Below are 21,460 nucleotides of genomic sequence, written 5' to 3' on the forward strand. Positions count from 1 at the left end.
AATATTGCTGAACATGAACCTATTTGCAAGAATTTTGACGTTATCAATCCTCAGGCGTTCCGTACACGATTATTCACCACCAGGATAATGAAACAGCCTATGTCGGTGCGACATCAAAACTGAAAATAGCTTTAAAAGAAATGAGCCACTCTCTAAGCTGATGAGTAGCCCATTTTATTGGTGATAAAGTATTGGAGATAGAATATTCTGAAATATACCTTTTAGATGAATTAGAAAAAACATCCAAAATGTGTATATATTTCGTGAAACGTTGCCGCCTCCCGCCTAATGTGGAGCATGTTAGCTGAATAAACTTCCAGATCTTAGGCAGATTACGTTTCATGACAAAAATGCTGGCTAACATCGGGAAAAGGTCAGGAAAATCCACCGATAATCAGCGCAGAACGAATAATTACACTTATGATCAATATTCACATCTCATTCATGAAATTTCACCTTCTTAACGCCCCATAATCATCATAGAAACAGCAGCATATAACGTCATTAAAATGCCCGTTCCTACGACTCCAATTATAGATAATATAACACAACCGGTGAAATAGGAAAGGAACTTATTCAATTAAGATCCCCCTTTCATATTATGCTGTCTCAATGTCTTTCTCTCTTTTTCACGAATATAATTCAAAACCAGACGACGAACGGTTTGTGCCGGTCGGTCTGTGTATTGGCAAAACGTCTGCCAATCATGATCATTGATCCAAAATTTACGTTGTTTTGAAGCCATTATTTCACCTCCATGGTTTAATGATAGGTGTAAAAGTAATCTTCACACCCAAGCGTTAAATCCATGCTTTTCTATTTGACAATTATATTTTAGAGCAAAATTAGCCGCATACTTGAATGCTTCCTCACGTTCTTTTCCTTTGAAATTAGCCGATTCATGTGTCTCCCCAAGCAAAAATTCACCATCAATGGTTTAAGCATGAATGTTCGGACGTTCTTCTAATCGCACAAAAAAGTATATTTTATGATCGGCAAGGATCCTGCTCCGAATAAATACGACAACGATATAAAAATCGGTGCTTGTAACAATTTGAGCTTGTTAATATGGATTATGCTGAAATGCTTGTATTCAGTTTCCTCTTTCATTCGCTTAATTTCCCTGTTGCAAGCATCGTTATATTCTTGTAGTCGTTGGAGATTATACACGTTCTTGTACTTTAAGCGAATCTGCTCTTATCATTGTAGCACCTCATTTGCGTTTATCTTTATCATTTTTTACCTGCTAGGAGGTTGGATCCTCCTAGCTGCAAAAACGGTCAATATAACCTATTATCCCTTTGTATGTTTTAACCGTTTTCTCATTCGCTTGGGTCGGTTCATCGTCTTCACTACCTACATAAATGTGTAAAGTGATTACATGATCCGATCCGTTAATATTGATAACCCCGTCGCCTGCGTCCTTTATTTCATAACCGTCTTGCTTTCGTGTTTGTTCATTTCGATCAATCCTTTCTAAAAAGGGGGGGAGAAACGCTCTCGATTGCCTTAACAATATTAGTCAGTCAAGCATTTACGGATTTCCTTGAATACGGGTATGCCAGCATAATGATTATTTGGAATTAAGTCACGAATACTTACGTATTTAATCAGTAAAATTTTGATTTTACGGTCTAAAGGATGGTTATGATCGTTTAACATAACTGCAACACGAATGATTTCTTTATCCAGATGACGACTTTTATCCACACTTCCATACGCTTTAACATTATCCAGCCGTTGATTTATAACATCAATAAGCATACATCCATTTTTTGCATTGATAACCTCTCCCTTTTTTGGTATTAGTAGAGGGGAGTCATCCCCTCTATCATTTAGCTTCCACGTAATAGTTTTTCTTTTTAATCGTTTTTCTCTCGTGCATGTTCCTAATTTCATCGAGCGAATAATTTTTTCGATGGTGCTTTTTGTAGTCGCCTTGATGCCAGTACCACGCTTTTTTACGTTTAGCAAATTTAAAATCTAAACCTTTTAAGTCTTCTTTAATCGGGTATGTTTCGCCCGTTACCCAAATCCAAGTACCGATGATTTCAATGTCAATGCTATGATATTTGATAAGTGCATCTACGATTTTCATATATTGATCTGTCTCGTTGTGATCCTTATTGAATTTCTTGGCAATCTGTTCATATTCTTCTTTGAGTTGAATAAAGTTAACTTCTTGACCGCCTTGATCGGGATGATGTTTTTTGCATAATCTCCTGTACTCTTTTTTAAGTTCTTCTTCGGATGTGACACTGTGAAAAAATTTCATGGTCATCATTTCCTCCTTATGTTTTGAAAATTTCTATTTTATCATTTGCCGTAGTAAGCAAATGGGTCCCCAAAGGGGAGAATTTTTTCCCTTTGGCACGCAGTAGCAGATCGTGAGGATAGAGGGGGTGTCAAAGGTTCTCGTATTTAAAAGTTTTTTGATTTGCGCCGCGCTTTTTCCAAAAAAGTTTTAAATCCTTTGACACTCCCTCTGCGACACTTAGGACTTGGTTGGTTGGCGTCCGGGATCCGACCAATCTAGTCCTTAGTGTCGCCCGAACGATATGCTTACGGAGTGCAAAGGAAAAAATTGTTCAATAAAAAAGCAGCCCTCGGCTGCTTTTACCTTTCATGGCGATTTTGACTTTTTAGACCGAAGCGAGATGTCAGCTAACCGTTAGCAAGCGTATTTTTCTTGCTTATGGACGCTGAGCAGATCCTTCAGGACGCCCTGAGCATTTCTTTATCGAGCCGCCCCGTTACAAATCAATTTTTCATCATAATAATTAACTTGCATTTATTTTAAAAACAATTATTTATTTAATTAACTATTATTTATCAATGTGAGTGATACCTCAAGCCTTGAATTGGTTACCATATCCCCAATCAAAAACAGTATTAGGTTTTCATTTTCTTTTTCGGAAATTCCATTTGTAGTCCTTCATCAGTGAGTATCAAATGAGCATCAAATGTATTTCCCTTTTTGCTTTCAAATCCTTTGATAACACTTGTTATTCCTTTTTCACAAAGGGCTTTCACTTGTGTTTTTGTGATCGTTTTTCCTACAAATTTTTTGGGAAACGTTTGCTTACATCCATTTCGATATTCGGAACAACCATAGAATTTTTTTCGATCCATGATATTCCCTATTTGACAAGACGGACATACAGCCATACTTCCTTGGTCTTCGATAGCCTTTTTAGCGTATTCAGTATTGACGTTTTGAAGATCTTCTTGTGCTTGATGGACAAGTTTGTTGACGAATTTCTTTGTGTTTTCGATAAAATCATGCTTCTCTGCTTCTTCTTGACCAATTCGTTTTAAAAATTGCTCCCATTTCGCCGTCATTTCAGGTTTGGAAAGCAGTGTTCCTTCGACGGATTGACATAAAACATTTCCTTCCTCCGTGACAGATACTTTGTTCTTCTTCACTTCGATATATCCTTGCTTCATTAACGCTTCAATGATGGAGCTACGGGTTGCTTCAGTACCTAATCCTTCGACTTCTTTCAATGTTTCTTGTGCTTCCTCATCATCGATGTTCTTTCCACATGTTTTCATTAACGTAATCAATTGACCTTGGGTGTACGGTTTTGGTGGCTTTGTTTTCCCTTCCTTGATGGTAACATCAGCCTTAACTTCTGTACCTTTTTCCAATATCGGCAAGGATTGATGTTCATTGTTTTCATTGTCCTCTTGACCGTTATCTTGATGGATCTGTTTCCAACCTTTGTGTACTTCCGTTTTTCCTTTACTGATAAAATCAATGCCGTTTACATTTGTGGTCATCAATGTTTCGTCATATATATAATCACTGCAAAACATACCGAGCATTTTTTTGATGATTTCCATATAAATATTTATTTGCTTCTCATCTAGTTTTTGTAGAGTGTGGTAATCAGGGATTTTCTTTGTTGGAATAATAGCATAATGTTCTTGTACTTTACTTGCATCAACATAACGCTTTTGCGGATCAGTGGTTTCAGGTTCAAAAGAGAAATCAACGATGGATTGGTACCTCTTCATCTTTTCCTTTAGGTAAGTAAATTCATTGTCTGTGATATGCTGCGTATCCGTTCTTGGATAAGAGACGAGTTTTAGGGGGTTATCGTAAAGGCTTTGCACGATTTTTAGAGTTTCGCTTGGGCTATATTTAAATTTTTGATTAGCTAACGTCTGTAAACTCGACAATGAATGTAACTTTGGCGGCTTATTTCGTTTTTCGTTCTTTTCAATAGAAGAAATATAACCTTTTGTTTGCTGTTTTTCGCTGACATTGGCTTCCTGTAAATGCAATTGAGCATCGACATTACTTTTGTATCTTCCTTTGACTTTTCCTTGATATCGTCCTTTGTCTGTATCAAAAGCTCCCTCGATTTCAAAAAATGGTTCTGATTTGAAGTTTTCGATGGATTTCTGACGATCATAAATGAGTTTAAGGGTTGGCGTTTGGACTCGACCAACGCTCCATGCCCCTTTTTTCTTTAACCCCTGTTGTTGCAATAAAACGCTGTACAAGCGAGTCCCTGTCATTCCAACCATCCAATCACCGATTTGACGAGCTTGAGCTTCCTGATACAAAGGTTGATATGAACCTGCATCTTGAAGGTTCTTAAAACCATTGATGACTTCATGTTTTTCCAAACTGTTAATCCATAGGCGTTTCATGGGCTTATGATCGTTTCCCGATACTTCGATGATACTACGGGCAATGTTTTCCCCTTCTCGGTCACAATCGGTCGCAATAATGATCTTAGTCGCTTCGTCTAATAGACGTTTAACAATGTTGTATTGATCTTTGGTTTTTGTTGTTGGTTGAAACTCAAATGATTCAGGCACAATGGGCAGATGATCCAGCGACCATTGTTTCCATTCTGATTTGTATTGAGAAGGTTCTTTTAGTTCAACTAAGTGCCCAACACCCCATGTGATTTTTGTTCCATTTGGAAATATCGAATCGTTGAGGATTTCAATATATCCATCCTTCTTTTTGGTCGAAAAAGCACTTGCATAGGCTTGAGCTTGGCTTGGTTTTTCTGCCAAAATCACGGTGCTCATCAGATGATTCTCCTTTCTTTATAAAAGAAACTAGTGTTTATCAAACAAACTAATATTTATTAAATAAATATTAGTTTGTTTGATTTCCTCCCCTTTATTACATTGGAAGCTCTTCTTCATCACCTTTTTTACGTTTTCGAAAAGGTTCATCTTCGATTAAATGATTCTCGATGTTTTTCATTTCATCTTCAATCGCATTGATGTCTTCATCAGGTGTGATGTTGGAATCCTTTTTATCTTCGGTATTATTAGTAGACAACGTGACAGCCTTTTTCCTGTTATCGTTTTGATCTTCATTGGTAGCATGATCTTCATCAGTCATTGTTTCCTCGTCTTTTTCTTCATCATGCGCTGACAATTCAACAACAAGATCTTTAATCGCCTTTTCATCATCTTTGGTGATTTCTTTATCTTGGTCTAGGGATGTTTCGATTTCTTTTGTTTGTTCTTGGATAGCTTCGAGATTGTCTTCTTCATCGACAATACCCGTATCGTTTTGAAGCAACTTCGTAAGTTCCGAATCCGATAACTCAATATCGCCGTCTGATTGGTTGCTTTGAGAAACACCCGATTCTTCTTGTGTTTCTTGTACCATTTCTTCTTGCTGAAAGGCTTCGGATGCTTCTTCTTGGCGATCTTTTTCTTTCATATCCTCGTTTCGATACTTGTCATAATCATTCACATAATCGCCGTAAATATTTGACTGAAAAGCTTTTTCCACTTTTAATGGATCATAACCGGCAATAAACAAATAGGCGGCTGTGCCTTTATTATTAGAAAGCTCACCAGGTGTAATTAACGGTCGTTTAACCACTTGCTCAGAGCTACTATAAGAACCATCTTTGGTGAGTGTTCCGTGCTGCTTAGAACCTGTTGTGTGTTTTACAGTTGTATCCCCTGCCAGTTTAGAAAAATACTCCGCCGTTTTGGTATCTTTCGTTCGCAAAAACAAGGTTGAATCGTGATTATTAATGATTGTTCGAGCTTGCTCATGACCATACATATCCTTTTTCTCAATCTGAGCAAAATCCTGAATAATGGTTTGCATGGACATTCCTTGACCTCGACAAGTAGATAATGTTTCATCATAGCCGTTTAACCGACCGATATTTGCAAATTCGTCTAAAAGAAATGTCGTATGGATCGGCAACATACGGTTCTTTTCATTTCCAGCAATCTCATAAAAAGTATCGATTAACTGATCAAAAAAGGTGGCGGTTAAGGGTTGAACAGGATTTGTTTTCATTGGGATTCGAATATACAAAATGCTTTTTCTCTTTTGAAAGTCATAGATATTAAAATCACTTTGAGCTGTCATATTAGCAACATCTTGTAGTGAAAAGATGGCGGTTTGTTGCGCAAACGATGATAATATACTCGCTCGTGTGTTTCCTGATTGAGTGCTTGCATCTTTTAAATACTGATAAGCAGGATGTTCGTGACCAATTTCTTCACATAATTCCTTTAAATATTCTTCATCCTCATTAATCTGATTAAATGTATTCTTTACATCTGTAAACGTGGCATTTGATTTTTTACCTTTCACATAAATAATAATTCCTGTCAGTAAATCTTTGGCTGTGTTGAAGAAAAAATCTTCTTTTGTATCTTTTGAACTGTTTCTGGATATCGTACCTGCTAATTTAATGGCATCAAAATCATTTCTTACATAATCTAATGGATTATATTTGGCACTTAATAAAGTAACAAAATCGATATGGAATACATCATAGCCCTGATCTCGTTTTATGGTTGCTGTTTGATCATAAAGCTCGCCTTTGGGATCCGTAACGATAATCGTTTGTTCTCGCATGTTGATCAAATTCGGGATCACAAATCCTTGCCCTTTACCACTACCAGAGGAACCAATTACAAGCACATTACGGTTATCAATGTCTGTATTTTCTCCCATGATTAGCAATTTCTTTTTCTTTGGGATCTTTCCTAAAATGATCCCTTGTTCCACTTGTAGTGTATCTTCAGGGATATTTCCATATTTGTTATTTTTTGATAACATCTTTCCATCTGTAAACTCTACCGGTGTTCCCCATTTAGCTGTTCCATGTATACCTAAATCTGATGCATCCTCATAGGAATGTTTCAGAATGCTATAACGCAACACATGTAAGGTTGCTGCGATAATGATGAACGGCAAAATTATAAAGGCGGTGCTTAAATTTTCATCCCCGTAAATATAGGTAAAAGTTGCCGATGGATCAATGAGCGCAGCATTGAAACTTTCAGCAGGTCCTATAAAGGCGAAGAGCGCTACCATTAACAAATAGGTGATAAGGATCCCTAGAAAGATTCCGAATCCTACAGGTTTCCATGATATTTTGCTGATCATGTATTATCCTCCTGCTTTATCATTGTTCATGTTCTAACACTTGCCCTCGATACCTTTTCTTTTCACGTTTTTTGGTTGAATCTCTTTGTGGCATACGTTGATTATCATGTTCGATTTCCATAAGCGATTGCTGAATTCCTTCGAGGAGATTTTGGCTATACGCTTTTGCGTTAGTCGATCCACTTGATTTTTCCTTTTCGCTCCATTCTTGCTCTAATGATTGGAGATCGTTTTCTAATGAAGACGTTTGCCGGTCGGATTGATGGTGTAAACGAACCAAAACATCAGGTCGATCAATGGTTTGTACTTGATCCCCATATCGCTTGGTAAGCTCAAGTTGAAGGGCACGTTTAGGTTCATTGATTTCATTTTCAAATTGTTGCTTCTGTAAGCGATACTGTTCAATTTTTTTGCTTGCCTGAAACGTTCCTTCATGATCACGATTATAAACATACTGAGCTTTTTTCCGCTCTTCTTTTTTTATGCCACGATCAAGAATCAAAATACTTTGGGATATTTGATTAACCTGTTCATGAATGGGTTTTTCTCGTTTTAGCATGTGATTGTTTGATGCGTGTGTTTTGATATCTTTTTCAGCGAGTAACTCACCATGTTCTTTGTAATACTGTAATGCTTGGTATTTTTCGATGGTGGTAAATATTTGATTCGTATCGTATAATGATTGAAATTCTTGTTCTGTTAATCGCTCTTGTGCATCAAGAGCAACCTTGGATGTTTCATACATGTTGCGATAGGCATATTGATCTTTTTGATGACGAGATTGTAGATCTTTGATCTCTTGGATACGTTGACGCATTTCTTGAGGAAATCGTTCTTTATTAAACCCGTAGTAATGAACCTTTGATGGTTGCTTGTCATAAACTTTCTTAGCTTTGCTGATAACATTTTTTTGGGATTCGATCTGCACCTTCGTTTGATCGATTTTTTTCTTCCAACTACCCTTCTCTAAATCGGACATAATGTTGAGAGCTATGGAATAATCAACATAACTTTTTGCTCTTTTTGCGATGGTTTTCATCGCTGCTTTTTCGGTATCTGTCAGTGAAGACGTTTGTTGCCCTTTTTCCTTTGACTTCTCTTCCAATGAAATGGCGTTTTCCTGTTCTTGAAGACTTTCTAATTCTTTATTAATGGACTGTAATTCTTGATTTAATTTCCCATAATATGTGACAGGTTCATACTCTTTTCCATGTTGTTTGGCAATTTCTTTTGTCCTCTTTTCCCATTGATAATCGGAACGTGATAAACGTATGTTAGGTTCTTTATCTAACCCTTGTTTCCGATAACTTTCATGAGATACTTTTTCATTAATGCCAAGATCATGGTACTTTTCATTAATGCGTTCGGCTAAATTTTCTCGCCATTTATTTAAGGTTTCTTTTTTATGCCAATCCGTTGTATGTTCGCTTTCTTTTTGTTTATCATTACGGATTCTTTTAGCTCCCCATGTTCCATCTTCATTGAATGGTCGAACGGTAAGCATGACATGCGCATGAGGATTATGTTCTTTATCACGATGGATATTAATATCAGCAACCATTCCTTCATTAGAAAAGTTTTCTTTACAGAAATTTTCGGTTAATTGACGTTGCTCTTGATTAGATATTTCTTTTGGAAGTGCGAAAACAATTTCTCTTGCCAACTGTGCATTCGCTTGTTTTTCTACCTTTTCAACTTCATTCCATAGTTTCTTTCGGTCTTCCGCCCATACAGGTGCATGTTCAGGTGAGAGGATAAATGATTCCACTTCTCCATCTCTTGCATAATTTTTTGTTAGCCCATCACGTTCAGAATAAAGATGTTGTCCACTTCGATAAGCCGCACTTGCCACGGCTGATTGTGATTTTTTATTAATGACTTGTGCCCGAAACATATAGTGCGACAATCGAATAACCTCCTTTTGATTTTTGATAAGCCCCGCTAGGATATTTGGCGGAAGACAAACATAAATAATTGTTCGAGTGTCAACGAGTCCCATTTTTTCACTTTGCGCAAATGTACTATGGGATGTCTTTTCCGGAAGCTGTGGAAGATATTGCAAATGGCTCCTTTAAGGAAAAGGAACGGCCGCCATCAGCCAAAATACCGTCCGAACCCTACCGATATCCTAGCCACTATGAGGTGAGCGATACGACGCGCATGCATCAGTATTTAACCCAGGATCGTAAAATTCACCCTAAAGTCGTGAATTGGTTGGAGCACAGGGATTATGTGGCGCAAGACAAACGGGGCAATGTCGTTTATAAATGGAAACAGCAGGGCGAGGTCGTGGGGGCGAATCGGCAGGGGACACAACCGATGGCGAAAACGGGTGATTGGTTTAAAGGCATTGACAAAAACAGCCCAGGGAACGCTGGTTTCTCTTTTGATATTGGAAAACCGGAAACGCTCTATGTGTTTGAAAGCGCCGTCGATGCGTTGTCTTATTGGAGTGAAAAGAAGGGGGATATACAAAATGCACGTATGCTTTCAATGTCTGGTTTGAAACGACACACAGTTAGCGCAGAAATGAACCGGATGAATAGGGAAGGATACTCGCCAAAACAAGTGGTCATTGCCGTGGATAATGATCCGTCTGGTCGTGATTTCGCCTATGGCCTAAAAGATGTGTTGCAAAACTATGTAAATCAAGACGGGGAACGGGTTGGGAACGTTGATTTGCCAAAGGAAAAGGATTGGAATGAACAATTAAAAAAGAATGTGGCCGTCGAACAGCCGCGAGCGAAAGAATCCCAACCCTCTCCAGCTAAGGATGCGGAACCGGAACGATAATGGAAACCTTTACGCACGGGTTTCGGCCCATGTATTTTTGTTGGACGAGGAGTGTGAAGAATGATAGACGAGGATACGATCGTCAGCATTTTTCTTATAGTGTTTTTTCTTTTCACCTTCCCATTGGTTATTGTTGGTTTTGTTTGGTTGATGAGAAAATGGATGAAGCGTCATCGAGAGAAACAAGCGTTCCAACGAGTCATTCAAAGTGGCATTCGTTCGATCGATCAAATGGATGGCCATCAATTTGAATTTTTTCTAGTCCAACTGTTTAAAGAATTGGGATATCGATCCGTGAAAGAAACGAAACGTTCCAATGATTTCGGGGCTGATTTGGTGATGGAAAAGGAAAAAAAGATCGTTGTGCAGGCGAAGCGATACGGGTATAAGCAAAGGGTGGGAATCCAGGCTATTCAGCAAGTATTTGCGGCAATTCCTTTTTACCAAGCCCAGGAAGCCTGGGTGGTCACAAACAGCTTTTATACGGCTTCGGCCTGTAAACTCGCCCAGGCTTGTGGTGTTCATCTGTTAGATCGATGGCGCCTGCAGCAATTTATCGTGAATGTGAACCCGGAAATGACGGCTCAAAAGGTGTATGAAAATGTAGAGCCAGCGCGACGCAATTGTCCCTTGTGTGGCTCACCTTTAGTGGTGCGAAGTCATCAGGAGAATACGAGACGATTTTTTGGATGTTCTTCATTTCCGAATTGTCGGCATACGGAACCATTAAATGCTTCCTGATTTCTCTCCTATGGGGGAGGCGAGTCCTTCAAAGTATGGTATACTAGAGAAACAATAAACAACTGTCCAGGGGTGGACGTTCACCTTGTCAACCTTCGTGCCAATTGGCGCCCTTTTTCTTGAGGGGGAAGGGAGGTGAACAGTCATGGTGATCACTTATGAAACGGCCATGTTATGTGTGGCCGTAGCCACGTTGGTGGTCTTGATGATGAAACATGACGATCAAAAAAAGAAGTAACCACCCCTGGTGTCCAATCCGAATGGGTGGCTACTTCATCTAATCATTAGGTGAACAAATCCCTTGGTAGGAGTTGTTCTATTGGGAGGCCGTTGGCAAATAAAATGTGGAAGCGATTAAACAATATGATTTCTGGTCATCTATTTCGCTCGAACATTCACAAACAATAAAGATTGAGGCCACTGTCATGTTTAAGTTTATGGGAGATTAAAATGCTTAAAAAGCACTTTAGTTAAGTAAAGGTGCCAAATTTGTGCCAAAAGACCCCATCCGTAGTTGAAATGCGAGTTCCGGCAATCGCCAAAACCCGCATCATGTAAGTATTTTAACTGGAGCTTCCTGCCGGACTCGAACCGGCGACCTCATCCTTACCATGGGAAAATAAGAGAAATATAAGCAATATTTATGAATAAAACCGAGGAAAATCAACACTTTTGGAAAAGGTATTGATCATAAAGAGCATATAAAGTAATGAAGTCGTCATTGTTTCGTCACTGAAATGGAGAACAGTTACATACAATTAAAATAATTAGCTGTGTAAAGGTTTTTGATGTTAATATGGAAATACAAAGAATGAGTATTCAACAAACGGGCCATTTAACGGCATAAATTGTTTTGGCAGTACGGGAATAGATACCTTCGGAGGTGATTTAATATTGGAGCATAAATGGCTTGAATGGGCGAAGCAACTTCAATCCATTGCACAATCTGGTTTAGCTTATTCAACTGATGAGTTTGACATTGAAAGATTTAAGTTGATTAGAAACATAAGCGTTGAAATGATTGCCGAGAAATCTGACATAAGTGAAGAGAAAGTCAGTGAAATATTCGCTAGTGAGACGGGGTATGCCACCCCAAAAGTAGATGTACGATCTGTTGTGTTTAATGATAATCAAATTTTAATGGTGAAAGAAAAGAAAAATGGTTATTGGTCTTTGCCAGGAGGGTGGGCAGATATCGGATTAACCGCAAGTGAAGTGGCTGTGCAAGAAGTAAAAGAGGAAGCAGGATTTGATGTGGTTCCTAAAAAGTTATTAGCAGTCCTAGATATGAAATGTCATTCGCATCCTCCTTCATTGCACCATATTTATAAAATATTTATTCAGTGTGAGATTGTTGGTGGTGAACCCACAAAAGGGATGGAAACAAGTGCGGTCGAATTTTTTGATGAGCACCGTTTACCTCCTCTTTCGATTTCTCGAAACACAGAACCACAAATTAAAATGTCGTTCAAAAAATGGCGTGATGCTAATGAGGACGCCGATTTTGATTGAGAAATAGTCACTATTCCATTAAAGAGCGCAAAAATTGAATAACCTGTAGAAACAAATGATGAGAGGAATAGACATGATTAGTGCTATCTTACACGGATTCGTATTATCCTTTGGATTAATTTTAGCTTTTGGAGCGCAAAATATATTCCTTTTTAATCAAGGAGCTGCTCACAAAAGGTTACGGCATACTATGCCATCGGTCGTAACTGCTTCAGTTTGCGACACTATCTTAATTGTTCTTGCGGTTTTAGGTGTGTCACTCATCGTCATGACTGTACCGGTTTTTCAAGTGATCTTTTTTGCTGCTGGATTCCTTTTCCTTATTTACATTGGATGGACAATATGGGCTAGTGATCCAGTGGAAGTGAATAACAAACACGGAGCTATGAGTGCAAAAAAGCAAGTCATGTTCGCTATATCTGTTTCACTTTTGAACCCTCATGCTGTGCTTGATACGGTAGGGGTTATTGGAGCCAATTCTTTAAGATATTCGACAGCACCTGAGTTAATCGGGTTTACGGTTGCCTGTATTGCTGTATCTTGGATCTCTTTTCTTGGGTTAGTAATGATCGGAAAAACCATTCGTACGATCGATCAGGAAGGGAAGATCACTGTTCTTATTAATAAAATTTCTGCGGTGATTATCTGGGGTGTAGCAATTTACCTAGGATATCAGCTGTATTTGATAATTTAATACTACTGGTCACCTTTCACGATCCTCATTAAACGAGGCGCAGGAATAACGATCCTGTTTGCGCTGGACTTCATGTAAGGTTCTGTATTATTACTTTACCATAAACGCTTATATCAATATCATCTGCGACAAACAACTTAAAGAAGCTTTATAAGGCTTCTGCATCTTGTTTCTATTTCTTCCCATAGAAATGCGTGAGTAGCGTGATTTAATACTCGGTTTCGTTTTTTCTCTCTGTTCATCCAAGAAATAATCTCATTCTCGTTGATACCAGCGTTTTTGAATTTATAAGAAATGTGCTTCCAAAATTCATACATGAAATCGATTTTTAAAGACTCATGTTCTGCGTTCTCCATTTGTTCTTTTACATGAACCCAATGATCGAGAATAGACGAGGAGAGTAATGATTCACAAGGTGATTGCCTAAAGGCGTCCATTTTCTCTCCGGATTGATACTTATCGAGGTTTTCTATCATCAAATCCCATACATCTGAATATCTCCATGTAACTGATCCACTTTCTTCTGCCAATAATTTCTCTTTTAATCGCTCACTGATATTCATAACTCATACCTCCAGGTAGCGGAAAATTCATTTCCCTATACTCATCGTAATCCGTTCATATCATAATTAAAAATCATTAAAAAACAGCGTAATGATCATTCAAAATGATAAGATGGAGAGGGAGGGGTTATGATGGAAATTCGAGATTTGTGGATCTTCAAAGAGTTAGCGGAGAATGGGAACACGACAAAAACAGCTGAGAAATTAAATTATGTTCAGTCCAATATTACAGGCAGGATTAAAAAGCTAGAATCAGAATTACAAACACAGCTTTTTTATAGACATGCCCGTGGCGTATCATTAACCTCAAAAGGAACATTACTCTTATCCTACACTGATCAAATTTTACATTTAATAGATACAACCAAAAAAGCTGTTCAAGATTCCGAAATTATTCGAGGACCTCTTTATTTAGGAGCCAATGAAACAACAGCATCTGCCCGATTACCTGCCCTTTTGGCATCCTATAACCAGCGTTATCCTGAAGTGGATCTTTCCCTAAAGATTGGGGAAACGCATCCCCTAATAAACGATGTCCTGAACTATAAATTGGATGGCGCATTCGTTGTTGGCCCTGTTCAGGATGATGACCTTATTCAAACCCCTGTGATGGAAGAAGAACTTGTTCTAATTACTGATCAACGGCATTCGCTATTATCTTGGACTGATCTTAAGTATCGAACGCTTCTTACACGGCCCTCCTGTATTTACCGGAAAAGACTCGAACAGTGGTTGCAGGAAGAGGGCATATTTCCTAGAAAAATCATGGAGTTTGGAACGCTGGAATCGATCATTGGATGTGTCAAAGCTGGTTTGGGTGTATCTATAACAACACAATCGCTGGTTAAGCAATATCAAGTGGAGAGGGACCTTAACCTTCATTCTCTACCGCCGAAGTATTCAAATGTAAGCACGGTGTTTATAAGACGTGAGGATACGTTTGTTGATCGTGCGTATAAAAACTTTTTAAGTATGGTAAAACAGCAAGATCCCGCAAAAATTGAATAGGGAGAAAAGTTATTCCGCAAACGAGGCGCGTTTGTGGAATACAAATTGTACCAGAATCGGGCTGATTGGGGGGCTATTTTATTTCAAAAACAAATAGGGATGTATCTAATGTTGATCGTATGCAACGAGGAATTGCACTTTCAATTACGTTTTTGATTATTGGAGGATTCTTATATTTTACCCCCTCCTATACTGGTTCTATGATTATTTCGTACTCATTAGCTGTATTCTTTTTGCTTATTGGGATAACTGGCTTAGGACTTGAGTTAAATAAACTAGGAGGACAAACAGATAAACTTGGTTTTGATGAATTGGGGATAGGATTAGGTATAGGAATAATATGGGCAATTATTTATTATTATTTACCCGTATGGTGGATTAATTTAATCACTATTTTTTTGCTTTTTCTGAGTGTCTATGCGATAACAGCAGGGATTATTAAGATTTTGAGGATTTTGTTTTTGTCTAAAAGGAATATTTTAGTGAAATTGCCTATCGTCATTATTCAATTTGTTGCCTTCATTGCAGCTATAGTTACCATACTTGATATTCTCAATTTAATTTAAATTTTGGGATAAAATGGTAAAGGCAGTGCACTCGGCATAAAACAATCGAGGCGCTTTTGCGGAATAAGTATGGCGCTTGTATATTTGCGATGGTGGAGAGTTAGGAGCTGAGTGTGTGATGACTAAAGGAATATATGAGCTTGTTAGCGAAGAACAGTTGAAAAAGTATGCAGAGCTTGCTGTACGAGCTGGTGTAAATGTGCAAAAGAATCAATTAGTGATTATTCATAGTGACATAAAAGATGTAACGTTTGCACGTCTAATCCAAACGGCAGCCTATGAGGCGGGAGCTTCAAATGTGGTTATGGATTGGACAGATGAACAGTCTACCAAAGAATTTTATTTAAATGCAGCAGATGATGCCATCGATCACTTTCCCAACTGGCAGTACGCTCGCTTTAAGGAGTGGGACGATGCGGGTGCTGCTTACATCCATATTATTTCTGAAAACTTAGATGCCTTTAAGGGTGTTTCCACAGAACGGATGAGCCGGTTTCAAAAGGCCTCTCGCACCAAGTTGAAGGCTCATAACGCAAAGATTAGATCCCACGAGATACGCTGGTGTCTTCTAGCTGTCCCGAACTTCGCATGGGCAACTAAGGTATTTCCTCACTTAAGTAAAGAAGAAGCCCTGCAATCGTTATGGCAATTAATCTTACTTGGATCTCGGGCAGATGGAAAAAATCCTATAAAAGACTGGGAAAATCATGACAGAGCCTTCGAGTCCCGGAAAAAGTATCTAAACGACAGCCAGTTTGAAGCCCTGCATTTTACAAATAGCCGAGGCACTGATTTATTAGTCGGCATGCCTAAAAATCACTTCTTTATCGGCGGGGGTGTTATAGATAAAAAGGGAATACCGTTCTTTCCGAACATTCCCACGGAAGAAATATTTTCCGCTCCCCATAAAAATGAAGTGAATGGCACACTAGTAGCCACTAAACCGCTTATCTATGGGGGAAGTGTCATCGATGATTTTTACCTAACCTTTAAAGATGGACGGATTACTGCGCATTATGCCGCCGCTGGGCAAGAAGCGTTACAAAGTCTCATCGAAACAGACGAAGGTTCATATTATCTAGGTGAAATTGCCTTGGTCTCTAACAATTCTCCTCTTTCTCAGGCGGATACTCTCTTTTACAACACCTTGTTTGATGAAAATACGGCCTGCCATATTGGAATCGGGAACGCCTCCCCTTCCAACCTTCAAAATGGCAGCAACCTATCGGTGAAAGAGTTGAAGGAAGCAGGCCTTAATACTTCCCTCCTGTTAGTCAATGTGGCCTTTGGTACCGAAGATATGAAAGTAGTGGGTATTAAAGAAGGTGGAACTGAAGTCCTGCTAATGAAAGATGGTGACTTCCAATTCTAATTTGGCTATTCCTTAACACTATATATTTTCATCTGATAGGATTTGGAGGATGTAGAATTTTTTTGCATTAACATTCTTAAGCAAACGAAGCGCGTTTGTTGAATAAAGTAATTGAAAAAGAATCATTTTGCAACCATTGTTGTAATGATATATTTCACCTGATTTAAGTTTAATTTGTTCACAGAACATAGTATCGCTTCCTTTCGTCGTAAAGTTTATTTTGATACATTCTAAATCTTTGCCATGCAAATTCATGTTCCAAACAAAAATGAGTGGCAAGAATGTGTGGGCTTACTTCTGATAAGTCATTGATCATGAAAGTTGGTGCACAAAAATGATAAGCAAAATAATTGGCTTGATACTCTTGCAGTTGTTTAAAAAGAGGGTGCATGTATATTTGATTGCCAGCATGTATTAAGTGATGAGTGACTTCATGTCCAAAATCTTGCCATTCTTTTTGTGCGTTGGATTTTTGGATGACAATATAATTATAAAACCGCATATTTGTTTTTCCAAAATAAAGGCGAATACCGAGTCGGTCAGCGATTGGCTTTATTTTTAGTTGGCCTGGACTAGTAATGTTCATATTATGAAATAACTGAAAAATATAATCTTCAGTATAGTTGAAGAAGATAAGCCATCACCACCTATTAGGAATATATGTTCTGTATTGGGGTAGAAAAAATAGGAATGTTCCCATTCCTGAAAGTTGATTATGAATCGTTTTCCCCTTTGTATAAAATAAATTTTAACATTTGAAGGGCTTCTTCCCGTTGCTCTTCGTTCATTTTATCCCAGTCTTTAAACATTAAGTCTGTTTGTGGGTCGTTTATTAATTCATTAAAACGTTTTTCCGTTTCCGTATCCGTATCAATATATCCTGCTTTTTGCATTAATAATTCATGTGATACCTTTAAACCTTTGCTGATTTTTTTTAATACGTTAGCTGACGGGATTGCTTTTTTACCGTTCTCCAATTGTGAGAGGTAAGGATGTGATACATTTGAGTATAAAGAAAGCTGGCGAAGTGTCATATTATTTTTTTTACGAAGTTCCCGAAGGTATTTTCCAAATTCTTCTGCTTTCATTTGTGATCACCTAATATTATTATAGTGAAGGCGTTTGAAAAAGTAAAAAAAATTTTTTAATAAACGGTTGCAAAAGACAACAATATAGTGTAATATGGTTACATAATCAAACAAAGGAGGTGATGACATTTGAAAATAAAAGTGAAGGATGTAGAAGGTTTTAGAGAATTAATTGTTAAAAAAGGTTATTCACAAAGAAGTTTTGGTCGTGTGCTTGGTATTTCGGAATCATATGTAGCTCAAATTGCTAATGGTATCCGAAATCCTGGACCTAAGGTAGCCAAAAATATTACTGATGTTTTAGATGTTGATTTTGGAGATATTTTTTTTATTGAGTCGGTTGCAAAAGCAAACAATCGATATCTTAAATATTGAAAGGGGATGATATGGTATACTTTGTAGATTATTTTGATAATTACATGTTGAAAAAAATGCGTTGATGAAAGGAAGATGACCCTTGAAAAGTACATATAGAACAAGAAAGCGCACCTGATAAATGATCAGATACGCAAACATAAAAACCAGACAATTTTATTGTAGCGTATTTGAGTGGATTTGTCACTAGGCGTGAGTATGAGTGTGACACAGCTAAGCACTTTTCTCTATGCTGAAGGGGGTGAATATGCAGTAGCCCATCCTAATGGTGATAAACATTACCTACTATAAATTCGCCGTGATCGGAATGTAGCGAGTTGATAAGCGCCATGATATGAGCGGTACAAAAATAACGTTTAAATCTCAAAGAATGGGGTTTATGTATGAAAAAAGCTGTTGTTTTGAATCGTCATTATATGGAAGATGTTTTTGAACAAGAGGGTATGCCTGAATTTGGATTAAAGTATGCAGAAAAGGCAAATGAGGAATTAAGTGGATTGGATTTGCAAAAAGGAGAAGTTGTAAATGTCATTGGCTTGGAGGTAACAAGTTCTAGTTATGATTTAAGGATACATTGTAAGTTGCAGGTTGTTGAAGATGAAGAATATGATGATTTGTGGGAATCGGGTGAGTTTACGCCGATTCATTTTTTATATGTCATGAAAACTTATGAATAATAAAGGAGCGAATGAATAATGAATTTTAGAAGTGGAATCAAACCTGATGTGAAAGTAACTTTTGGAGATATGATTTTTATGGGTATGGCTAGAGAAAGACGAGAGTATGACCCTGACAAATCGTTTCAAGAAAGACCATTACAAGCGAGAGTCTATAATTTAGCGTCGTCTACACAAGGGGAACAGATTGAGGTCACTGTACCTGAATATGTTGATGAAAAGGAGATTGATTTTAATGCTCCGGTGGAATTGAAGAATCCGACTATTCGAGCCAGAGCCCAAGCATCGGGAAATGGATTTGCCAATGTTATTTGGACGGTTGAAGCCGAAGATATTGTTGAAGTGGGCAAGAAAACATCTAAAGAACCGATGAATGAGCCTGTTGGTGCAGGTGCAGAAAAGAAATAATAAAGGCGTGCTGGTTATGTGCTGGCACGCTTTTTGTTTATGGAAATGGAAGGGAAGCGTATGGGCTTTATTAATTGTAACTTGAACGTATTAATGGCAGAGAGAGGCTTGAATATTCAAAGAATCAAAGAAAACACGACGCTTTCACGGACGACGATTTCCTATCTCGTTAACAATTACGGAGGGGGAATACATTATGAAACCTTAAAACAGTTGTGTCATTTATTACGATGTCAACCTGGTGATATTTTTACGTATTATGATTTTGATGTATCATTTGAGGTCATGGAAAGAAAAGAAGAAAATTCAAGCTTACAAGGTGAAGCAATAGAGACAGCATTAAATTTACAAGTAGATATTTTTTATAATGGAAAGTTAGACCCACTTCAGTTGATGGTATATTTTGATGGAAATAAAAGGAAAAATATTATTGATAGTGAAGTTCAATTAAATATTGCTAGATTTTATCCTTTTGCTGTTCAGAAATACTTCTATGACCAGTTAGAAAAATTTCTTATCAAAAATTGGGAATCAGTTTGAAGAGGGAGTGTTTGCGTTGGAAACCGAAAAAATTCATGTTGCTGAACATTTAACGGACTATGAGTATCGATTTTTTTTAAATGCTTATGCTCACCATAGTCGTCATATGGATTTAAATGGACGGGGTGAGTATATGTTATCAAAAATTGAGAAAGTTGAACCGTGTATAAGAAATGAATCATTGAACGTTTATTTTAGTAATGGCACCTCTTGGCGCTACTTTGCTGATGGTGGCTGTTTACCAAACCGATAGATCGTGAGGTGTTGGCGATTAATGTAAAACAACGGTTATGGAAATATCGTGGTCATCGAATACGCCCGAGCGATGAACATGCCGTTTTACGTGCAGGATTAAGTATATTTGTCCCATTTTTCCTTTTAACGTTGCTGATCTATTTTTGGCAAGGGTTGATGAATTGGCGTTCTTGGTTGAACGTAGATACGTTTATACAGTTTCCGGCATGGAATTGGACGTATCTAGTCTTAGGTTTGATTATAAGCATGCTTGTTGGAGCGATAGCTGTTGCTATGGCTTATTTTTTGTTTTATGAGCGTTTTAAGAAAAAGTTGCATATACAGAAAATAGCCCGAATGCTTGTGTCGAATAACTTTTTGGAAAAAGAAAACAAAACAGTGGATTCTGCCTGGGCGTTGACGGAAAAGAAAGTGAATAAAGAGAAGATCACTTATTTTCCTCGTGTGTATTATAAGTGCAAGAAAGGCTATGTGTATGTACGCCTAGCGTTGGATATGAGCCGTTATCAAGATCGGTTTTTAAAGCTTGGTGAAGAATTGGAAAATGGGTTGTTCTGTAATCTTGTAGAGCAGGAAGTGGAGGAAAACTTTGTGAAATACAAATTGCTGTATGACATGCAGGCCAACCGTATGTCCATTAACGATGTTGACGTTAAAAACGGCTCTATGAAACTGATGCATAATGTGGAATGGGAGTTTGACAAACTGCCACACATGTTAATTGCAGGAGGAACAGGTGGCGGTAAAACGTACTTTATTCTAACCATGATTCAATCGTTATTGGAATATGGTGCGGATGTACGTATATTAGACCCGAAAAAAGCTGATTTAGCGGATTTAGAAACCGTTATGCCCGACAAAACGGTCTTTTCAAAAAGCAATGGCATTATGATGACGTTGCGAAAATCGGTCGAAGATATGCACCAACGGTCGGAAGATATGAAACAAATGCCGAACTATCAAACGGGAAGCAATTACGCTGATGTTGGATTGCAACCTGTTTTTATCGTGTTTGATGAGTTTGTGGCGTTCATGGAAATGTTAGAACCGCAAGACAAAATGAAAGCATTGGAGTATATGAAACAGTTGGTCATGCTTGGACGACAAATGGGCTATTTCCTTATCCTTGCGGCACAACGACCCGATGCCAAATATCTTGCCGATGGCATACGTGACCAATTCAGTTTACGTGTCGCTTTAGGAAAAATGAGTGAATCAGGTTACGGTATGATGTTTGGCGATGTGGACAAAACCTTTAGTTATCGAGGCATTAAAGGACGTGGTTATGCGGATACGGGAACATCGGTCATTACTGAATTTTACACGCCCATTGTGCCAAAGGGATATGATTTTTTGAAGGAAATCGGTCGTGCATCGGAGGAAGTGGAGCGAGCGTCAGCGCCGGCAGGCGCTAGCGGCAGCGTAGCGAGCGCAACGGACGACGATGCACGGGAGGAAGGAGCGTAGCG

Annotated in this window: 22 protein-coding genes; 13 read left to right on the forward strand and 9 right to left on the reverse strand. The window is 38.2% G+C overall.

Annotation, left to right across the window (positions count from 1 at the left end):
* Nucleotides 1–580: 580 nt before the first annotated feature.
* The 6 genes from HNR44_RS08345 to mobQ all read right to left on the reverse strand — a co-directional run bounded on the left by HNR44_RS08345 (nt 581) and on the right by mobQ (nt 9,305).
* Entirely contained in the window at nt 581–745 is a 165-nt protein-coding gene (locus tag HNR44_RS08345; RefSeq protein ID WP_184403700.1) for a hypothetical protein, read from the reverse strand.
* A gap of 773 nt (nt 746–1,518) precedes the next feature.
* Nucleotides 1,519–1,764 carry a hypothetical protein gene (locus tag HNR44_RS08350; RefSeq protein WP_184403701.1) on the reverse strand — a complete coding sequence of 82 codons (246 nt, stop codon included), beginning with the start codon at nt 1,762–1,764 and terminating at the stop codon, nt 1,519–1,521.
* 67 nt (nt 1,765–1,831) lie between these two features.
* Entirely contained in the window at nt 1,832–2,275 is a 444-nt protein-coding gene (locus HNR44_RS08355; protein WP_184403702.1) for a molecular chaperone DnaJ, read from the reverse strand.
* 617 nt (nt 2,276–2,892) lie between these two features.
* Nucleotides 2,893–5,052 carry a type IA DNA topoisomerase gene (locus tag HNR44_RS08360; RefSeq protein WP_184403703.1) on the reverse strand — a complete coding sequence of 720 codons (2,160 nt, stop codon included), beginning with the start codon at nt 5,050–5,052 and terminating at the stop codon, nt 2,893–2,895.
* Between the two features lie 97 nt (nt 5,053–5,149).
* Nucleotides 5,150–7,399 carry a VirD4-like conjugal transfer protein, CD1115 family gene (locus tag HNR44_RS08365; RefSeq protein WP_184403704.1) on the reverse strand — a complete coding sequence of 750 codons (2,250 nt, stop codon included), beginning with the start codon at nt 7,397–7,399 and terminating at the stop codon, nt 5,150–5,152.
* A 19-nt stretch (nt 7,400–7,418) separates the two neighbouring features.
* Nucleotides 7,419–9,305 carry a MobQ family relaxase gene (gene mobQ, locus HNR44_RS08370; RefSeq protein WP_184403705.1) on the reverse strand — a complete coding sequence of 629 codons (1,887 nt, stop codon included), beginning with the start codon at nt 9,303–9,305 and terminating at the stop codon, nt 7,419–7,421.
* Nucleotides 9,306–9,427: 122 nt separating this feature from the next.
* On the opposite strand from mobQ, the gene HNR44_RS08375 reads away from it, so the two are divergent.
* The 4 genes from HNR44_RS08375 (at nt 9,428) to HNR44_RS08390 (ending at nt 13,139) form a co-directional block, all read left to right on the forward strand.
* Nucleotides 9,428–10,192: a toprim domain-containing protein gene (locus tag HNR44_RS08375; RefSeq protein ID WP_184403706.1), complete on the forward strand. Its 765-nt coding sequence runs from the start codon at nt 9,428–9,430 to the stop codon at nt 10,190–10,192.
* A gap of 60 nt (nt 10,193–10,252) precedes the next feature.
* Entirely contained in the window at nt 10,253–10,933 is a 681-nt protein-coding gene (locus tag HNR44_RS08380; protein WP_184403707.1) for a restriction endonuclease, read from the forward strand.
* Nucleotides 10,934–11,827: 894 nt separating this feature from the next.
* Nucleotides 11,828–12,445: an NUDIX hydrolase gene (locus tag HNR44_RS08385; RefSeq protein ID WP_184403708.1), complete on the forward strand. Its 618-nt coding sequence runs from the start codon at nt 11,828–11,830 to the stop codon at nt 12,443–12,445.
* A gap of 73 nt (nt 12,446–12,518) precedes the next feature.
* Complete coding sequence (locus HNR44_RS08390) at nt 12,519–13,139, forward strand: LysE/ArgO family amino acid transporter (RefSeq protein WP_184403709.1); 621 nt, start codon at nt 12,519–12,521, stop codon at nt 13,137–13,139.
* A 137-nt stretch (nt 13,140–13,276) separates the two neighbouring features.
* Here the strand turns inward: HNR44_RS08390 and HNR44_RS08395 are convergent, their stop codons facing one another.
* Nucleotides 13,277–13,702, reverse strand: coding sequence for a hypothetical protein (locus HNR44_RS08395; protein WP_184403710.1), 426 nt, complete (start codon nt 13,700–13,702; stop codon nt 13,277–13,279).
* Nucleotides 13,703–13,831: 129 nt separating this feature from the next.
* On the opposite strand from HNR44_RS08395, the gene HNR44_RS08400 reads away from it, so the two are divergent.
* From HNR44_RS08400 to HNR44_RS08410, 3 genes are all read left to right on the forward strand, one after another.
* Nucleotides 13,832–14,710, forward strand: coding sequence for a LysR substrate-binding domain-containing protein (locus tag HNR44_RS08400; RefSeq protein ID WP_246407206.1), 879 nt, complete (start codon nt 13,832–13,834; stop codon nt 14,708–14,710).
* Between the two features lie 65 nt (nt 14,711–14,775).
* Nucleotides 14,776–15,276 carry a hypothetical protein gene (locus HNR44_RS08405; RefSeq protein ID WP_184403711.1) on the forward strand — a complete coding sequence of 167 codons (501 nt, stop codon included), beginning with the start codon at nt 14,776–14,778 and terminating at the stop codon, nt 15,274–15,276.
* A gap of 118 nt (nt 15,277–15,394) precedes the next feature.
* Nucleotides 15,395–16,648: an aminopeptidase gene (locus HNR44_RS08410; RefSeq protein ID WP_184404123.1), complete on the forward strand. Its 1,254-nt coding sequence runs from the start codon at nt 15,395–15,397 to the stop codon at nt 16,646–16,648.
* Nucleotides 16,649–16,826: 178 nt separating this feature from the next.
* Here HNR44_RS08410 and HNR44_RS08415 read toward each other — a convergent pair whose 3' ends face one another.
* Nucleotides 16,827–17,234, reverse strand: coding sequence for an ImmA/IrrE family metallo-endopeptidase (locus HNR44_RS08415; protein WP_184403712.1), 408 nt, complete (start codon nt 17,232–17,234; stop codon nt 16,827–16,829).
* A 127-nt stretch (nt 17,235–17,361) separates the two neighbouring features.
* The gene (locus HNR44_RS08420) at nt 17,362–17,736 is read right to left on the reverse strand and encodes a helix-turn-helix domain-containing protein (RefSeq protein ID WP_184403713.1); all 375 of its coding nucleotides are present in this window, start codon (nt 17,734–17,736) and stop codon (nt 17,362–17,364) included.
* Between the two features lie 129 nt (nt 17,737–17,865).
* On the opposite strand from HNR44_RS08420, the gene HNR44_RS08425 reads away from it, so the two are divergent.
* The 6 genes from HNR44_RS08425 (at nt 17,866) to HNR44_RS08450 (ending at nt 21,458) form a co-directional block, all read left to right on the forward strand.
* Nucleotides 17,866–18,111: a helix-turn-helix transcriptional regulator gene (locus HNR44_RS08425; protein ID WP_184403714.1), complete on the forward strand. Its 246-nt coding sequence runs from the start codon at nt 17,866–17,868 to the stop codon at nt 18,109–18,111.
* Between the two features lie 383 nt (nt 18,112–18,494).
* Nucleotides 18,495–18,788, forward strand: a complete 294-nt coding sequence (locus HNR44_RS08430; protein ID WP_184403715.1) for a hypothetical protein — start codon at nt 18,495–18,497, stop codon at nt 18,786–18,788.
* A gap of 18 nt (nt 18,789–18,806) precedes the next feature.
* Nucleotides 18,807–19,196 (forward strand): DUF961 family protein, encoded by a 390-nt coding sequence (locus tag HNR44_RS08435; protein ID WP_184403716.1) that lies wholly within the window; start codon nt 18,807–18,809, stop codon nt 19,194–19,196.
* 18 nt (nt 19,197–19,214) lie between these two features.
* Complete coding sequence (locus HNR44_RS08440) at nt 19,215–19,736, forward strand: helix-turn-helix domain-containing protein (RefSeq protein ID WP_184403717.1); 522 nt, start codon at nt 19,215–19,217, stop codon at nt 19,734–19,736.
* A gap of 16 nt (nt 19,737–19,752) precedes the next feature.
* Nucleotides 19,753–19,989, forward strand: a complete 237-nt coding sequence (locus HNR44_RS08445; protein ID WP_184403718.1) for a hypothetical protein — start codon at nt 19,753–19,755, stop codon at nt 19,987–19,989.
* 11 nt (nt 19,990–20,000) lie between these two features.
* On the forward strand, nt 20,001–21,458 hold the full coding sequence (locus HNR44_RS08450; protein WP_184403719.1) for an FtsK/SpoIIIE domain-containing protein: 1,458 nt from the start codon (nt 20,001–20,003) through the stop codon (nt 21,456–21,458).
* The last annotated feature ends 2 nt before the right edge of the window (nt 21,459–21,460 follow it).

It is taken from the genome of Geomicrobium halophilum (genome assembly GCF_014207655.1).
In the GTDB taxonomy this organism is placed as follows: domain Bacteria; phylum Bacillota; class Bacilli; order Bacillales; family Marinococcaceae; genus Geomicrobium; species Geomicrobium halophilum.

What these genes read in the sequence shown, in the direction of transcription:
- HNR44_RS08345 (WP_184403700.1), bottom strand. Translation starts at nt 745, where the DNA reads ATGGCTTCAAAACAACGTAAATTTTGGATCAATGATCATGATTGGCAG.
- HNR44_RS08350 (WP_184403701.1), bottom strand. Translation starts at nt 1,764, where the DNA reads ATGCTTATTGATGTTATAAATCAACGGCTGGATAATGTTAAAGCGTAT.
- HNR44_RS08355 (WP_184403702.1), bottom strand. Translation starts at nt 2,275, where the DNA reads ATGAAATTTTTTCACAGTGTCACATCCGAAGAAGAACTTAAAAAAGAG.
- HNR44_RS08360 (WP_184403703.1), bottom strand. Translation starts at nt 5,052, where the DNA reads ATGAGCACCGTGATTTTGGCAGAAAAACCAAGCCAAGCTCAAGCCTAT.
- HNR44_RS08365 (WP_184403704.1), bottom strand. Translation starts at nt 7,399, where the DNA reads ATGATCAGCAAAATATCATGGAAACCTGTAGGATTCGGAATCTTTCTA.
- HNR44_RS08375 (WP_184403706.1), top strand. Translation starts at nt 9,428, where the DNA reads ATGTCTTTTCCGGAAGCTGTGGAAGATATTGCAAATGGCTCCTTTAAG.
- HNR44_RS08380 (WP_184403707.1), top strand. Translation starts at nt 10,253, where the DNA reads ATGATAGACGAGGATACGATCGTCAGCATTTTTCTTATAGTGTTTTTT.
- HNR44_RS08390 (WP_184403709.1), top strand. Translation starts at nt 12,519, where the DNA reads ATGATTAGTGCTATCTTACACGGATTCGTATTATCCTTTGGATTAATT.
- HNR44_RS08395 (WP_184403710.1), bottom strand. Translation starts at nt 13,702, where the DNA reads ATGAATATCAGTGAGCGATTAAAAGAGAAATTATTGGCAGAAGAAAGT.
- HNR44_RS08400 (WP_246407206.1), top strand. Translation starts at nt 13,832, where the DNA reads ATGATGGAAATTCGAGATTTGTGGATCTTCAAAGAGTTAGCGGAGAAT.
- HNR44_RS08410 (WP_184404123.1), top strand. Translation starts at nt 15,395, where the DNA reads ATGACTAAAGGAATATATGAGCTTGTTAGCGAAGAACAGTTGAAAAAG.
- HNR44_RS08415 (WP_184403712.1), bottom strand. Translation starts at nt 17,234, where the DNA reads ATGAACATTACTAGTCCAGGCCAACTAAAAATAAAGCCAATCGCTGAC.
- HNR44_RS08420 (WP_184403713.1), bottom strand. Translation starts at nt 17,736, where the DNA reads ATGAAAGCAGAAGAATTTGGAAAATACCTTCGGGAACTTCGTAAAAAA.
- HNR44_RS08430 (WP_184403715.1), top strand. Translation starts at nt 18,495, where the DNA reads ATGAAAAAAGCTGTTGTTTTGAATCGTCATTATATGGAAGATGTTTTT.
- HNR44_RS08435 (WP_184403716.1), top strand. Translation starts at nt 18,807, where the DNA reads ATGAATTTTAGAAGTGGAATCAAACCTGATGTGAAAGTAACTTTTGGA.